Origin of the sequence: Tardiphaga sp. 839_C3_N1_4 (assembly GCF_051811045.1) — a bacterium.
Classification (GTDB): domain Bacteria; phylum Pseudomonadota; class Alphaproteobacteria; order Rhizobiales; family Xanthobacteraceae; genus Tardiphaga.
In genome coordinates this window covers 2,065,881-2,081,042 of record NZ_JBPWQD010000001.1, presented here as the reverse complement: position 1 = coordinate 2,081,042, position 15,162 = coordinate 2,065,881, and the positions used below count along the sequence as shown (strand labels likewise).

The following is a 15,162-nucleotide window of genomic DNA, read 5'->3' as shown; positions in this document are numbered from 1 at the left end:
CCGCGAATTGCCGAGCCCTGTCGAACCGGAACGGGATTCGCGGCGACTTACGCTCTCATCAGGGCAACGGGTAACGACATATGAAATCATATCTGGCGCTGCTGACTTTGTTGGCCCTCACGAGCGCAACGCATGCCGGCGAGTTACGCCTAGGGGCGTCCATGCAGGTAAAACCGGATTCGATCTGGTTCGAGGATCGCGCGAAGCTGGCGCGATGGCAGGCACTGAAGAAAGCCGGCGATTCAAAAACTCTGGCGTCGTATCAGGATGGCCTGCTGCAGGCGCGCGAGGCATGGCAATTCACCAGGCCGCTCACTGTCAGAATTCGCGGCTTTGAGCCGAAGGCGCATCTGGTCGATGTCGAGATGCAGACCGAAGGCCGGCTGCAGGGCTCCACATGGGTGCTGGATGCCAGCACGCTCCTGCAATAGCGCCATCAGCTATCCATGTGCCGGCACGGCCGCGCCATCGGCCGAATACTGTCTGATCTTGTTGCGCATGGTCCGGACGGAGACGCCAAGCACGCGGGCGGCGTGGGTGCGGTTGCCGTCGCAACGCGCCAGCGTCTGCAGCATCAGCTCGCGTTCCACCTCATGAACTGTCGCGCCGATCAGCATCGTCACGACCTCGCTGGGATCTGACGAGGGCGCAAACATGTCCATTTCAGCCGGCGAATCGTCACGCGGGCGACCAAGGGACTCGTAAAGGGATTCCTGGATCATGGGTATCTCCCGATCAACGCCTGCTTCGTTACGCGAAGCAACAACATCGAGAACGAACAGCCCCCAGCCGTTGCGTTGCGGCAGGTTGGGCGCGATTGGTTAACGAAAGGTTAATGAGTGGGTACCATTGGGTGTACCGCCGGAACTTTGCAACAAAAAATCGCTTTGTCTGCCTCGGCGCCTTGAAACCCGGCGTTTCGATAAGCGCACAGGGGCCGCGCTAGATATTGGCACCGCGGTTATAGGCTTCGATCAGCTGGTTGTAGTCGCGCAGCAGCCGAGGAGGGGCCGCTCGACCATCCAGCCGCCATGGCATTCATCATCATCTTGTCAGCAGTCGATGCCGGTTGAGGTGAGAGTGAGCACCGCACCGACAGCAACAACGAATGCGCGAAAGGAAACCATCGATCAGGCCTCCAACGCCTTAAGGTGGCATGCTTCGTGACAGCGGCGAAGATTAAGGGAGCGACGCGATCGCAGCCAGACTTGGCCGCGCATGGCGCTATGCCGCCATCATGGCGTTGGTGCGGTGGAGTTATGATGGGTTCACGGGCTCCGACCTTTACACTTTCTCTAACGAAGAGCGATCCGAAGCTGCCGATGCCCTTCGCAAACATTCTCCAAATCCAACATCCAAAAATAATAGCCGGGAGTTCCGCCGAAGCAGAGCTGTGCCAGTGCCTGTCCAAAGGACTCTTCCACAATCAAGAATCCTGGCCATAGTGCTGGGTAGAAAAGACGATCCCCCAGTGCGATGTTGCTTTCGCGCAAGCGGACATTGAAAACTTGTTCGGTTGAATCCGGGTAAGATACGTATTGCTCCTTGCCAACATTGGCAAAATCAGCGGCGACGCTTTGCTCTAGGTCGTAAGAGACGGTGCATTCGGTAAATGGTAGACGATCATCGCCCCACGGTATTCGTCTTCCGAACGAATTTTCCGGATCGATGCAGTCGACGGTTTTAAGAATCTTTACAGCGAAATAGCGTTCCTCTACCGCTGCTCCATTGCTGTGCCTAAGCTGGACGGGCGCGATCTGAATGTCACTTGGATCAAATTGCTGGCGAAGAAAATCTGCTAGAATTGAGGATAAAATAAAGAAGTATCCTGGGCTTTCCTCAACAAGATAGAAGTTTTGTAGCTGCTCGCGTGACCCTTCAGGTCTTGCAACTGTGAAGGTCAGGTCGTTGATATATCTCGGAAGACAATTTCGAGCGCATCCTTGACGGCTTCCGGTCAAAATTCCTGTGTCGGGAGTTGAGCCAACTTTGCCGGAGATTCCCAAGTAACTGGAGTTCGACGGAACGAGAAGTTTAAAGCGACGTTCTCTCGGGCTCTGCATTTGAAGATTCTCATTGATCTCGGTCAAAATCTGCTGCTGCCTCCTGCTGTACAATTCCGATGTCAACCGTCTCAGAGGGGTGACGCCGGTTTGGTGCACCTTGAACAGGTTCGTTCGTTCAATGCAGACGTCCGTTATTGCTACTAACCAGCCGGCTCGCACAAGTTGCTGCCAAAGGATATCCTTTGCGCTTCCGGCCGCTGTTGCCATGGTCACGGCGGCGCCGAGATTCGCCGCATTCACAGCCGATGTAAGATCGGATAGGTCATGTTCGCTCATCGTCATCATGCGATGCAAAAGATCTTCAGGCGAAGTGTTCGACATAAAAAAGACCCCGGCACTGCTCAAGCCGGGGTCTACAACGAAAGATTGTTGATCGCAATGAAGGCCTACAGCGCCTTGTTACTATCCTTCACCGCCTGCGCCTGCACATAGACCTGCTGGCCCATGTCCTTGAACTTCTGGCTCATGCTGGCCATGCCGTCTTCGATCACGCCCGACATGCTCATGCCCATTGTCGCCGTGCCGCCGAGGTTCAGTGCGGCCTTCTCGTTGTCGCCGAGGGTTGCTGCATAGTCGCGCACATCCTGCGTGATCTTCATCGAACAGAACTTCGGTCCGCACATCGAGCAGAAATGTGCGACCTTGTGGGCGTCCTTGGGCAGCGTCTCGTCGTGATAGGCGACGGCGGTTTCCGGATCGAGGCCGAGATTGAACTGGTCCTGCCAGCGGAAGTCGAAGCGCGCACGTGACAGCGCGTCGTCGCGGAGCTGCGCGGCGGGATGGCCCTTGGCGAGATCCGAGGCATGCGCTGCGATCTTGTAGGTGATGACGCCGACCTTGACGTCGTCTCGGTTGGGCAGGCCGAGATGTTCCTTCGGCGTCACGTAGCACAGCATCGAACAGCCGAACCAGCCGATCATGGCAGCGCCGATGCCCGAGGTGATGTGGTCGTAGCCCGGCGCGATATCGGTGGTCAGTGGTCCCAGGGTGTAGAACGGCGCTTCGCCGCATTCCTTGAGCTGCTTGTCCATGTTGATCTTGATCTTGTGCAGCGGCACATGGCCGGGGCCTTCGATCATCACCTGGCAGCCCTTCGCCCATGCCACCTTGGTGAGTTCGCCGAGGGTTTCCAGTTCGGCGAATTGTGCGCGGTCATTGGCGTCGGCGATCGAGCCGGGGCGCAGGCCGTCGCCGAGCGAGAACGACACGTCATACTTGCGCATGATGTCGCAGATCTCTTCGAAATGCGTGTAGAGGAAGCTCTCCTTGTGATGCGCCAGGCACCACTTGGCCATGATCGAGCCGCCGCGCGAGACGATGCCGGTGACGCGGTTGGCGGTGAGGTGGATGTAAGCAAGGCGCACGCCGGCATGGATGGTGAAATAGTCGACGCCCTGTTCGCACTGCTCGATCAGCGTGTCCTTGTAGAGCTCCCAGGTCAGCTTGACCGGATCGCCGTCGCACTTCTCCAGCGCCTGATAGATAGGCACGGTGCCGATCGGGATCGGCGCGTTGCGCAGAATCCATTCACGGGTGGTGTGGATGTTGCGGCCCGTCGAGAGGTCCATCACGGTGTCGGCGCCCCAGCGGATCGCCCACACCATCTTGTCGACTTCTTCTTCCACTGACGACGTCACGGCCGAGTTGCCGATATTGGCGTTGATCTTGGTGAGGAAGTTGCGGCCGATGATCATCGGCTCGAGTTCGGCGTGGTTGATGTTGCAGGGGATGATCGCGCGGCCGCGCGCGATTTCCGAGCGCACGAATTCCGGGGTGACGAACAGCGGCACTTCGGCGCCGAAGCTCTCGCCATCGGCGCGCGCGGCCTCGGCGCGCTCGAGCTGGACCTTGCGGCCGAGATTTTCGCGCTCGGCCACGTAGATCATTTCCTTGGTGATGATCCCTGCGCGGGCGAATTCATACTGGGTGATCATGGCATCGCCGACGCCGCGCAGCGGCTTGTGATAGGCCTTGAACGACTTCGCGGCATGCGCTGCGCCGACATTGCCGTTGTCTTCCGGCTTGATCTCGCGGCCCTGATATTCCTCCACGCCGCCGCGCTCCTTCACCCAATCGAGGCGCGCGCGGGACAGGCCGTTATTGACGTCGATCAGCACGTCCGGATCGGTATAGGGACCCGACGTGTCATACACGGGCAGGTTCGGCTCGCCGGCTCCTTCGGAGAGGATGATCTCACGCAGCGGCACGCGCAGGTCGGGCGCGCTCTCCGGGATCGCGTAGATCTTGCGCGACGAGGGCAGGTTGCCGGTGGTGACGGCGGGCAGGGTGGTGTCGGGATTGGAGCGGATGTTCATGGACTAATCCTCCGTTGTCGTTCTTGAAATGTCAGGCGGCTTTGGCGGATGCGCCAAGCCATTGATGGACGCGGGCGTCCGGGTCTGCGTGTTGGGTGACGTCGCTGACGACGGCGATGGAATCCGCGCCGGCGGCAAAGATCTCCTCGGCCTGTTCGAACTTGATGCCGCCGATCGCGACCAGCGGCAGGGTGCCGATGCGCTTCTTCCAGACCGAGATTTTTGGAATGCCCTGCGGCGCGAAGCGCATGGATTTCAGCGTGGTGAAGAAGATCGGCCCCAGCGCGACATAATCCGGCTTCGCGCGCAAGGCGGTTTCAAGTTCGTCCTCGTCATGGGTCGAGAGGCCCAGCGTGATGCCGGCCTTGCGGATCGCGGCCACGTCGGCGTCGGCCAGATCTTCCTGGCCAAGATGCAGATGCTGCGCCTTGAGGTCGATCGCGACGCGCCAGTAGTCGTTGACCACAAGCTTCGTTTTCGTGCCATTCGTAAGGGCCAGCCCCTCGCGAAACAGCGTGGTGGCTGCGGTGTCGTCGAGATCCTTGGCGCGAAGTTGCACGGTGCCGACGCCGAGCGCGGTCAGGCGCTTCACCCAGGCGATGGTGTCGACGACGGGATAGAAACGGTCAGGATACGGCATGCCAGAACGGTGTCCCGATGACTGGAGTGGAAGGAGAAGCGAAGTCGCGCGCGCCCATCAGGCCCGCCTCGAAGCCGGTGCGGCCGGCCTCGACGGCGAGGCGGAAGGCATTGGCCATGGCGATGGGATCGGCCGCCTTGGCGACGGCGGTGTTGAGCAGCACGGCGTCGTAGCCGAGTTCGAGGGCTTCGGCGGCGTGCGACGGCGCGCCCAGGCCCGCATCGACGACCAGTGTGATGTCAGGCAGGCGGTCGCGCAGCAGTTTCAACGCATCGGCATTGATGATGCCGCGCGCCGAGCCGATCGGCGCCGCCCATGGCATCACCACCTTGCAGCCGGCATCCACCAGACGCATCGCGACGCTCAAGTCCTCGGTGCAATAGGGGAACACCTCGAAGCCGTCCTTGATCAGGATATCGGCAGCTTCGACGAGGCCGACCACATCTGGCTGCAGCGTGTCGTTGTCGGCGATCACTTCAAGCTTGATCCAGGACGTGCCGAACAATTCGCGCGCGAGCTTTGCGGTCGTTACCGCTTCGCGCACGCTGCGGCAGCCCGCGGTGTTCGGCAGTACGGTAACGTCGAGCTCTCTAATCAGCGACCAGAACGCATCACCAGTCTTGCCGCCGGCGGATTCACGCCGCAGCGACACGGTGACGATGCCGGCGCCGGAGGCGCGGATCGCGTCCTGCATGATCGCGGGCGACGGATAGAGCGCGCTGCCGATCAGCAGGCGGGATTTGAATTCCTTGCCGTAAAAACTCACCATCAGGAATTAGCCTCCCTGCCGTGGCGTAATGATCTCGATTTCGTCGCCGGCCTTCAGTGGCGTCTGCGCCCAGGCGCTGCGTGGCACCACGTCGAAATTCAGCGCAATGGCGCAATGCGTGCCTTCATAGTCCAGTTCCTGCAGCAGCGCGCCGACATGCGACGCCTCGATCTCGCGGTGCTCGCCATTGACGATCACTTGCATTGCATCACCTCATTGTCGATCTCGCCACGCTTGATATAGTTGAGCGTCAGCTCCGCCAGCGCAGGCGCCAGCAGGAAGCCGTGGCGATAGAGGCCGTTCACCGCAATCATGTTCTTGTCGATCGCAATGCGCGGCAGGTTGTCGGGAAAGGCCGGACGAAGTCCCGAGCCGAATTCGAGAATGCGCGCTTCGGCAAAGGCCGGATGCACCGCATAGGCGGCGCCGAGCAGTTCGAGCGCGGAGCGAACGCTGACGCCGGTGTCTTCGCCCTCGATCGAGGTGGCGCCGAGCATGAAGCGATTGTTCGCGCGCGGGATCACGTAAAGCGGCCAGCGCGGATGCATCAGGCGGATGGGGCGCGAGAGCTGCACCTCGTCGGTCTCGACGATGATGATTTCGCCTTTGACGCCGCGCAGCTTCGGCGTGCTGGCATCATCACGTGCCGCAAGCCCGCGGCAGTCGATTACCAGGCCGTCGAGATCTTTCGGCTGCTGCTCGCTGTTGTATTTGATGATGCCGCCGGCGGTGGTGATCCGCGCATGGAGTTGCGGGAGCACGCGGCGCGGCTCCACATGGCCTTCGCCGGGATAGAACAGCCCGTCACGAAACCGGCCTTCGAGCGAGGGCTCGATCTCGGCGACGCCTGCCGCATCGAGCCGCGTATGGCCGGAGGTCATTTTCGCGAAGCGCTCGAAATCGGCGCGGTCGCGCGCATGCGCAACGACCAGCGAGCCATTGAACGGTGTGTCGGGGAGTTCCTCGCGCCACAGATCGAGTGCGCGCAAGCCCAGGCGGGAGACGACGGGCTCGGAGACCTCGGCTTCGCACCAGGGCGCCAGCATGCCGCCGGCCCAATGGCTGGTGGCGTCGCGCATACCCTGGTCGCTGCGCTCATGCAGCGTCACGGCGTGGCCCGCCTTGGCCAGCATCAACGCTTGCCAAGCGCCGGCAATGCCAGCGCCAATGACTGATATCGATTGACCCGCCACGGGAGAGTCCCCGCGCGGAGATTGCGTAGTCTGAAACATCCCTGTCCCTTCGCCGGCATGACCCGGATCAGGTTCAAAGGGTCACCGCGGTCTCGCGCGTCTCTTCCGGAACCGGAAAAGTGCAAGCTTGCGGTATCTCAGCTCCTCGTCGGAGCCCCCCTCGGAACGACTCTAATGTAAACCTATGGATGGGCGTGTCAACGCGCCCCAGGAATTCCCCAGGATTCCACCTGATCACGCACAATTAGGGCTTTGGAGCCTGCGCGTTGGCATTGGCCGTGTTCTGCAGGTGCAGGCGCTCGGCATCCTTGGCGAAGATCGGCTGATGCGGCGGCGCGGAAACGTCACGGCGCTGGCGCTTCGCGGCATAGTAGTAGCCGCCGGCATAGTAGGACACCGCGCGGTTGTGATTCCCGTCCGCGGCGCGGTAGGCGCCAGCGAGATATTTCACCGCATAAGTGAGATTGGTGTTGGGATCGCGGAGGCCTTCGGCAGTGCCGGTGTAGCCAACGCCGCGGGCGGTCGCGAGCTTGATCTGCATCAGGCCGATGGTGCCGCCGCGGCCGATCAGATTGGGGTGATACTTGCTTTCGCGCACGATCACACGATGTACCAGCGCCTCGGGCACGCCATTGGCCTGGGCATGGGTGGCAACCATGGCGTCGTAGTCGGCACGCTGCTGCGCGGATGCCAGTTGCGGAAGCGCGGCAACAACCAGAATCGTCGCCAGGGACAGAGAAATACGTTTCATGAATGGTCTCGAAAACTTCGTTCTCCGCCAGTAGCGGAGGCAGTCTTTCAGACGGCCTAAACCATCCGATTCAATTATCCGAGATGAGGGCTCGAATTGAGTCTTTCTGTAGGCCAGATTCGCCAGTTCGGCCCGATATTTACCCCAAATTATGCCCTGTCGTGGTTTGCTGCGGTATTCCAGCGCTTTTCTTGCGGTTTTCCAGGGGCATGCCGAGCATGACGATGTCCGCCACCCATTCCGTCGTGACCCGCAAGACGATGCACGGGCTGCTCCCGCTCTGGGCAGGGATTGCGGTCTATGCGCTGCTGCTGGCGGCGGGCAAGGCGCTGCTCAACGATCCCGACACCTATTGGCAGATCGCAGTGGGGCAGTGGATTCTCGATCACCACGCGGTGCCGCAGACCGACATCTATTCCTTCACGATGCGAGGCCAGCCATGGATCTCCACGCAGTGGCTAGCGCAGGTGCTCTATGCGCTGGTCTATGGTGTGGCCGGCTGGACCGGCCCCGTGGTGCTTGGCGCTGTCGCTGTCGCCGTGACCATCGCGATGCTGACACGGTTTCTCGACAAACGGCTGCCGACCACAGCAACGCTAGTGCTGGTTGCCACGGCGCTGGCGCTGATGGCAGGGCACGTTGTCGCGCGGCCGCATCTGCTGGCGATGCCGGTGATGGTGGCATGGGTCGCCGGCCTCGTAAATGCGATGGATCGCAGGAGCGTGCCATCGTTCTGGCTGCTGCCGCTGATGGCGCTATGGGCCAACCTGCATGGCGGCTTCATTCTCGGATTGGCGCTGATCGGTCCGATCGGGATCGATGCGATCTGGCATGCACCGAAGACGATGCAGCGCGCGCTGCTGCTGCGCTGGGCGCTGTTCGGCATTGCCGCGCTGGCAGCAAGTTGCGTGACTCCTTACGGCTGGGACTCGCTGCTGGCGTCGCGTCGCATTCTCAATCTCGGTGAAGCGCTGGCGCTGATCGGCGAGTGGCGGCCTGCGAATTTCAATCATGCCGGGCCTCTGGAACTGACCGTGCTGGTGGCGTTCGCGCTGGCGCTATGGCGCGGCATCACGCTGCCGCCGATGCGCATCGTGCTCGTGATCGGCTTCGTGTTCATGGCGCTCAGCCATGTGCGCAACGCGGAAGTGCTGGCGTTGCTGGCGCCGCTGGTCCTGGCGACGCCGCTTGGCTTGCAGATCGGCGGACCGCAGCGGCCAGAGGCCAATCATGTATCGCCGCAGCGCGGCCTGTTGTTCGCTGGGATTACGATCTGTCTGATCGCAGGCACATTCGTGTTGGCGTCCATGCAGCGCTACATGCCGCGCGAGGCGGCTGCGCCTGCAAAGGCCGTGACTGAACTCCAGAAACTCAAGCTCAGCCGCGTCTTCAACGACTACGACTTCGGCGGCTATCTGATCGCGCGTGGCGTACCGACCTTCATCGACGGCCGTACCGAATTGTTCGGGACAAAGCTGATGGTCGATCACAACAATGCCAGCGGTCTGATCGAGCCTGATGATCTTTTCCGGCTGCTGAAGGACTACGACATCGAGGCGACCTTGCTGCGAACCCAGAGCGCGGCGACCAAGCTGCTCGATCGCGTCGATGGCTGGGAAAAGATCTATAGCGATGACATCGCCACGATTCATCTGCGCAAACCGGGTGCGGTCCACAGCGTTGCGCCTGCGGTGAAGGCGAACTGAGCGCTACGCTGCGGCTCTGTCCGTATCGCGTGCCGGCAGCGTGATGCGCACGATCAGGCCACGCGGCTGGCGATCCAGCAATGTCAATTCGCCGCCATGGGCCAGCGTTACGGCGCGGGCGATCGACAGGCCGAGACCGAAGCCGGCAGCTTCATGATCCATGTTGCGGGCGTCGTCGCCGCGTACGAAGGGCTGCAGCATCGCGCTCTTTTGTGCGTCCGAAATGCCAGGACCATCATCGGCGACGTCGATGATGGCGCCGCCCTCGGACATCGTCAGAGAGATATTCGCTTCCGATCCGAACTTCACGGCGTTCTCGACCAGGTTGGTCACTGCGCGATGCAGATCGTCAGGTCTTGCCATCGCCATGGCATGGGACGGGCCCTGGTAGGTCACCATATGGCCGATGTCGGCAAACTGGTCGGCGATCAGCTGCAGGGTTGTGGCGATATCCGTCAGCGTCATCTCCTCCAGCCGGCGGTCGTTGCGCAGGAACGATAGCACCGCTTCGAGCATCGAGCGCATCTGATCGAGGTCACGCAGCATGTGACGGCGATGGCCGTCGTCCTCGATGAATTCCGAGCGCAGCCGCAGACGGGTGATCGGCGTACGCAAATCATGGCTGATGGCGGCGAGCATCTTGGTGCGGTCGTCGATCAATGTGCCGATGCGTTCGCGCATCCGGTTCAGCGCGCGTGCCACCGAGCGAATTTCTTCGGGGCCGCGCTCGGGCAGGGGCTCAGCCGAGCCGTTCAGGCTGAACTCTTCCGCTGCCTTGGCAAAGGCCGAAAGCGGCGCGGACAGCATGCGGGCCGCCCACAGGCCCAGCAGGGTCAGGCTGATTACCACGAACAGAAACGTCAGAACCCAGGGACCGCCCAGAAAGAAGCCTGGTCGTCGCTCCGGCAGACTACTGAAGGAGAACATGTCGCCGTCCGGGAGGGTGATCCCGATCCGGTCCGGCGAGTCACCGATCGTCAGCAGTCGCGCGTCGGAACCAAGCAGCCGGCGTAAGCTGTGACGCGGATAGTCGGGGCCATTGTCGGTCGTGATCGTTGCATCCCGAGGGACTGGCCGGATATCGAATTTGGGAAAGGCGTTTTTCAGATTGACCAGAAGTTCCGGGCGATCGGCGATCGGTGTCGCCTTCAGCAAGCGAACGATCGCGATCAACTCGCCGTGGCCACGATCCCGCTCCTGATCATTCGGGTCCGGCCGCATCAGCGTGAACAGCAGCGAGAGAACGATGTGGATAGCTACGATCGACATCACCACCAGGGCGGTGATCTGGCCGCTGATCCGACGCAGATTGAGGACGCTGAACATCCTGATGAAACTAGTTGGTCGTCGCCGTGGCGACCGCTTCCACAGTCGGCGTGAACATGTAGCCGCCCGAACGCACGGTCTTGATCATTTGCGCGTCCTGCGGGTCGATCTCGATCTTGCGGCGGATACGGCTCACGAGCACGTCGATGCTGCGTTCGAACGATCCGGCGCTGCGGCCCTGCGTGAGATCGAGCAGGCTGTCGCGCGACAGCACGCGGCCGGAGCGCTCGACAAAGGCGCGCAGCAGATCGAATTCGGCCGAGGTCATGGCGACGCGGGCGCCTTCGGGATTGCGCAATTCGCGCAGGCGCAGATCGATCTGCCAGCCAGCAAATGACAGCGCCGTGGCGTTCGGCGTAGCGCTCGCATTGAGCGCCGTGGCCTGTCGGCGGAGCACCGCATTGATGCGTGCCAGCAATTCGCGCGGATTGAAGGGCTTTGGCAGGTAGTCGTCGGCGCCCATTTCGAGGCCGAGAATGCGGTCCACGTCTTCGCCGCGCGCGGTCAGCATGATGATCGGCAGTTGCGACTCGGCGCGCACCTTGCGGCACAGGCTGAGGCCGTCTTCGCCGGGCAGCATCACGTCGAGGATCAGCAGGTCGACACGGGTGTCGGCCATCACCTTTTCCATCTCGCGCCCGTCGGCAGCTGTGGTGACGTTGCAGGAATTGGTACGCAGATACTTCGCGATCAGCGTACGGGTTTCGCGGTCGTCTTCTACGACCAGGATGTTCGGTACGTTTGCCATGCGAACTCTTTTGGCCGGGATCGGCGCGGGCTGCAGAAGTTTTTTGTTTCGGACTATTGCTGGTGTCTGGGGCGCAACAACCCGCAACATGTCAGCAAGGCGATAACAAGACCTCGTTAAGAAGGTTAACCGCAAGTTGCGAGCACTAAGCAAGCACCTTGGAGCAGATCATGACCTCTATCTCGGCTGCGTCCAGCAGTTCCTACCAATCCCCCCTTCAAAAACTGCAGCAGGAGCTGCAGGCCGAGCTTTCCTCCGGAAAGATCAGCAGCGGCGATCAGGATGCGCTGTCCTCTGCTTTAACCGATATCGACTCCTCGCTGCAGGCCGACCGTTCGAGCCAGAGCAGCGGCAGCCGGCCGTCGCCGGACGATATGAAATCTAAGATCGACGATCTCATCAGTGCCCAGGTGTCCAGCGGCAAGCTGACCTCCGACCAGGCCACCGAATTGCAGGGCGTGTTCCAGTCAGCCTCTGCCGATGGCCCGGGGGGAGCTGGCGGCGCTCGCGGTGCCGGCGGTCCACCTCCCGGTGGTCCCGGCGGCCGTCCGCCGTCGGATAGCGCCGATAGCACCGACAGCACCGATGATACGGACAGTGCGACCAGTATCTCCGATATCATGAAGCAGTTCCTGGACTCGCTGAAGCAATCGCTGGAGGCCTCGTCCTCGAGTGCCTATAGCGCGAGCGGGACCAGCACGACGGCATCCAGCAGCAAGGCGTCCTTCACCGCGCTGCTGATCGACTACCAGACCTGATACGAAGACCGCGACGCGTACGACCAGGTAGACGCCACCATCTTTCCCGCAAGGGAAGGGTGGTGGTTTCTTTTGTGTACGTCACTTTCGCGCTATTGCCGGAACAAGGAACACGTCCGGGCATTGTTACCCCTTCAATTGATTTATGGAGGCGACAATGACTCCCGACGTCATGACGAAGCCGCATAGCCTGATTGCGAGCGACCGGATCGAGGGAACAGCCGTGCGGCGTCCGAGCGGCGAACGCATCGGTCATATCGAGCGGCTGATGATCGACAAGATCAGCGGCAAAGTGTCCTACGCCATTCTCAGCTTCGGCGGGTTTCTCGGCCTCGGTTCGAACCTACTGCCACTGCCTTGGGTGCGGTTGACCTTCAATCGCACGCTCGACGCCTATCAACTTGATATCAGCGAAGAGGAATTGCGCAGCGCGCCGTCGTTCACCGAGAAACGCGAGTTCGACTGGGGCGACAGGTCGCAGGAAGAGGCGCTGCATCGCCACTATGGCGTCGCACCCTATTGGGGCGAATTCTAACGCCCAATTTTGGCTGGAACCGGAACAGTCATTGTATCTCCGCGTTGGTTTTGTACCACCCACAACGACAGGAGGAACATATGTTCAAGAAATATATGACGGCGGGTATCGTTGGTTCGGCGCTGTTGGCGACTGCAGCTTTCGCGCAGAGCCCGAGCGCAACAACGACAACCACAACTCCGGCGGCTGCGCCGGTCACCGCATCTGATACGACGTTCAATGGCAACTGGCGTACATCGAAGGTGGTCGGTCTGAGCGTGTATAACGAAGCCAATGAGAGCCTCGGTTCGATCAACGATCTCCTGACCGACAAGCAGGGGAACATCAAGGCGGTGGTGATCGGCGTCGGTGGTTTTCTTGGCGTCGGCGAACACCTAATCGCCGTGCCTTATGACAAGATCAAATTCGTGAACGAGCCGGTCTCAACAATGGCGTCTTCAACTGGCGGTTCGTCGGGCATGAAGCCAACCTCGCCCCCTAGCGGCATGACCACGGGTGCAGCCACCACGGGTGCTACGCCGGCGGCCGCTACGCCCGCGGCCGCTACGCCCGCCAAGGCGAATCCTTGGTACCCTGACCATGCGGTGCTCAGCGGTGCCAGCAAGGATCAACTGAAGGCGATACCTGAGTTCAAGTATGCGATGTAGGCCGTTTTTGCGTCACGTTTTGACAACGTGAGTTAATAGGCAGCAAGTCAACGATAAGAGCGCGCCCATTTCGCGGGTGCGCTCTTCGCCGCGTCATCGCGTTAAATCTATAGCCCCGGTAAGGCCGTCACATTCACATTGATGGCGCCGTCGGCCTCCGCGATCACCCGCAGCGTTTTGGAGTCGAAGGCGATCCCGCCAAGGCGGAGGCTGCTGATCTCGGCGCCGACGCGGATGCCGTTTTCGTTCTTCTGGAAATCCGCGATAGCGGCGGCGATCTTCTTTTGTGCGTTCGAGGCAAAGGGCTTCAGATCGATGGTCGCACGTTCGGCCAGTGTATTCTGTAGCAATGGCATAGCTGCACGAGCTGCCGCGCCGAGCAGGCCGAAGGCCGCTTCTGATTCAACGGCAAGTTCCAGATCGGTAAAGCGCAGCGTCTGTGCCGCCTGATCGAGCGCAGGCTTGCCCCAGATATGGACGGTTGCTTCGCCGCCAAGACCGAACCAGCTCTGCTTCTCCTTGGCATTCACCAGCAATGAGATGAGCAGGCGGTCGCCGGATGCGGAAACAGTTGCCTTCTTCACCGTCACTGCGACCGCGCCGGAATTGTCTTCCGGGAAAGTCTTGCCGGCGAGCTGCGCCTCGATGATCTTGTTCAGTTCAGTGAAAGGCATGTCCACGGGCACACCGATACTGAGTTTGCCGGGGCCGGGCGGCACGATGGCGAGTGTGGCAGGGAACGGACAATTCGGCTGCGTCTGTGTTGAGGTCACGCGTGTTTCGGCCTCGACGCCGAGTGTCAGCGTCAAATTGCTGGCATCGATGCGCGGCTGGGCGGCGACGGCACGCGTCGGCTTCAGTTCGATGAACAGGTTCTGCAATGCGCTCGCACCTTGCAGCGGGATCGACCGGCAGAGTTTGGCCCATTCACGCCGGGCATTCTGCTCGAAGGCGGGATCGTTGCGCAGGCGCTGCTGCAGGGCGATGATCTGCTCGTTCACCGCATTGTCGATCATCGGCTTGACCTGCGCGGGCACATTGATGCGGGCACCGGCGACCGCGACATTGGTATCGCCGAGCGTCACCTGAGCGGCCAGGTTCGGGTCGATCCGCCAGTTCGGGGTTAGCCGTGGCTGCGCCGAGACCACCACATTGCCGCGGATTTCCGCATTGGCATTGACGTTCTTGATGTTGATGTTGCCAAGTTGCTTGGCCACATTGCCGCCGAGCAGGTTGCCGAGCGCGCCGCCCAGCGCATCGCGCACATTCGTCGATATCGCGCCGGTGACATTGAGCGCGCCGGTCAGGGGCGCGGACATGGTCAGCGTGTCCTGCGCGCCGGTCGCCGCGATCGGGCCGCGTGCGGCGGTCCACTTGATATCGGCATCTTGTAGCAATTGCTGTACAGGATTGTCGGCCGTGCCGCTGAAGCTGCGCGGCGCGCCGCGGTCGGCGGCATCGCGGATCGCGGTGAGTGCAATGGCGACCGGCGCGATGATGCTTGAACTGCGTGCGGGTGAGGGCGGCAGTGGCGGCAATGCGACCAGCACCGGCGCCGGGCCAGTGCCGCGCGGAGCCACATAGTCCATCACCTTGAGTGCGACCACGAAAAAGACGGCGACCAGCACCGCGCCGATGAGAATTGGTTTCAGACGCATGATGTCCCCGCTCGAAAACGCGGGGACATTACAATGCTGTGGTGATGCGC

16 protein-coding genes and 1 riboswitch are annotated in these 15,162 nt (G+C 61.3%); of the genes, 5 read left to right on the top strand and 11 right to left on the bottom strand.

Annotation, left to right across the window (positions count from 1 at the left end):
- The first annotated feature begins 161 nt into the window (after positions 1-161).
- The gene (locus AB8A38_RS10050) at positions 162-431 is read left to right on the top strand and encodes a hypothetical protein (protein ID WP_439085873.1); all 270 of its coding nucleotides are present in this window, start codon (positions 162-164) and stop codon (positions 429-431) included.
- A gap of 9 nt (positions 432-440) precedes the next feature.
- Here the strand turns inward: AB8A38_RS10050 and AB8A38_RS10045 are convergent, their stop codons facing one another.
- From AB8A38_RS10045 to AB8A38_RS10010, 8 genes are all read right to left on the bottom strand, one after another.
- The gene (locus AB8A38_RS10045) at positions 441-662 is read right to left on the bottom strand and encodes a helix-turn-helix domain-containing protein (protein ID WP_439088488.1); all 222 of its coding nucleotides are present in this window, start codon (positions 660-662) and stop codon (positions 441-443) included.
- Between the two features lie 633 nt (positions 663-1,295).
- Positions 1,296-2,387: an imm11 family protein gene (locus tag AB8A38_RS10040; RefSeq protein WP_439085872.1), complete on the bottom strand. Its 1,092-nt coding sequence runs from the start codon at positions 2,385-2,387 to the stop codon at positions 1,296-1,298.
- A 65-nt stretch (positions 2,388-2,452) separates the two neighbouring features.
- Positions 2,453-4,381 carry a phosphomethylpyrimidine synthase ThiC gene (thiC, locus tag AB8A38_RS10035; RefSeq protein WP_439085871.1) on the bottom strand — a complete coding sequence of 643 codons (1,929 nt, stop codon included), beginning with the start codon at positions 4,379-4,381 and terminating at the stop codon, positions 2,453-2,455.
- A gap of 31 nt (positions 4,382-4,412) precedes the next feature.
- The gene (locus AB8A38_RS10030) at positions 4,413-5,021 is read right to left on the bottom strand and encodes a thiamine phosphate synthase (RefSeq protein ID WP_439085870.1); all 609 of its coding nucleotides are present in this window, start codon (positions 5,019-5,021) and stop codon (positions 4,413-4,415) included.
- On the bottom strand, positions 5,008-5,790 hold the full coding sequence (locus tag AB8A38_RS10025; RefSeq protein WP_439085869.1) for a thiazole synthase: 783 nt from the start codon (positions 5,788-5,790) through the stop codon (positions 5,008-5,010). Before AB8A38_RS10025 ends, AB8A38_RS10030 begins: the two co-directional genes overlap by 14 nt.
- A 6-nt stretch (positions 5,791-5,796) precedes the next feature.
- Positions 5,797-5,994 carry a sulfur carrier protein ThiS gene (gene thiS, locus AB8A38_RS10020; RefSeq protein ID WP_068732274.1) on the bottom strand — a complete coding sequence of 66 codons (198 nt, stop codon included), beginning with the start codon at positions 5,992-5,994 and terminating at the stop codon, positions 5,797-5,799.
- Positions 5,985-7,022: an FAD-dependent oxidoreductase gene (locus tag AB8A38_RS10015; RefSeq protein WP_315841297.1), complete on the bottom strand. Its 1,038-nt coding sequence runs from the start codon at positions 7,020-7,022 to the stop codon at positions 5,985-5,987. Before AB8A38_RS10015 ends, thiS begins: the two co-directional genes overlap by 10 nt.
- Positions 7,010-7,154: riboswitch (TPP riboswitch) on the bottom strand. (Overlaps the previous gene by 13 nt.)
- 73 nt (positions 7,155-7,227) lie before the next feature.
- Entirely contained in the window at positions 7,228-7,734 is a 507-nt protein-coding gene (locus AB8A38_RS10010) for a transglycosylase SLT domain-containing protein (protein ID WP_439085868.1), read from the bottom strand.
- Positions 7,735-7,952: 218 nt separating this feature from the next.
- On the opposite strand from AB8A38_RS10010, the gene AB8A38_RS10005 reads away from it, so the two are divergent.
- Entirely contained in the window at positions 7,953-9,440 is a 1,488-nt protein-coding gene (locus tag AB8A38_RS10005) for a hypothetical protein (protein WP_439085867.1), read from the top strand.
- A gap of 3 nt (positions 9,441-9,443) precedes the next feature.
- On the opposite strand, the gene AB8A38_RS10000 is transcribed toward AB8A38_RS10005, so the two are convergent.
- Positions 9,444-10,772, bottom strand: coding sequence for an ATP-binding protein (locus AB8A38_RS10000; protein ID WP_439088487.1), 1,329 nt, complete (start codon positions 10,770-10,772; stop codon positions 9,444-9,446).
- A 4-nt stretch (positions 10,773-10,776) separates the two neighbouring features.
- Positions 10,777-11,514, bottom strand: coding sequence for a response regulator (locus AB8A38_RS09995; RefSeq protein ID WP_089267366.1), 738 nt, complete (start codon positions 11,512-11,514; stop codon positions 10,777-10,779).
- A 170-nt stretch (positions 11,515-11,684) separates the two neighbouring features.
- Here AB8A38_RS09995 and AB8A38_RS09990 point away from each other — a divergent pair, with 170 nt between their 5' ends.
- The 3 genes from AB8A38_RS09990 to AB8A38_RS09980 all read left to right on the top strand — a co-directional run bounded on the left by AB8A38_RS09990 (position 11,685) and on the right by AB8A38_RS09980 (position 13,454).
- The gene (locus tag AB8A38_RS09990; protein WP_439085866.1) at positions 11,685-12,272 is read left to right on the top strand and encodes a hypothetical protein; all 588 of its coding nucleotides are present in this window, start codon (positions 11,685-11,687) and stop codon (positions 12,270-12,272) included.
- A gap of 157 nt (positions 12,273-12,429) precedes the next feature.
- On the top strand, positions 12,430-12,807 hold the full coding sequence (locus AB8A38_RS09985; RefSeq protein WP_439085865.1) for a PRC-barrel domain-containing protein: 378 nt from the start codon (positions 12,430-12,432) through the stop codon (positions 12,805-12,807).
- An 80-nt stretch (positions 12,808-12,887) separates the two neighbouring features.
- On the top strand, positions 12,888-13,454 hold the full coding sequence (locus AB8A38_RS09980; RefSeq protein ID WP_439085864.1) for a PRC-barrel domain-containing protein: 567 nt from the start codon (positions 12,888-12,890) through the stop codon (positions 13,452-13,454).
- Positions 13,455-13,561: 107 nt separating this feature from the next.
- Here AB8A38_RS09980 and AB8A38_RS09975 read toward each other — a convergent pair whose 3' ends face one another.
- Complete coding sequence (locus AB8A38_RS09975) at positions 13,562-15,112, bottom strand: DUF4403 family protein (RefSeq protein ID WP_439085863.1); 1,551 nt, start codon at positions 15,110-15,112, stop codon at positions 13,562-13,564.
- Between the last annotated feature and the right edge of the window lie 50 nt (positions 15,113-15,162).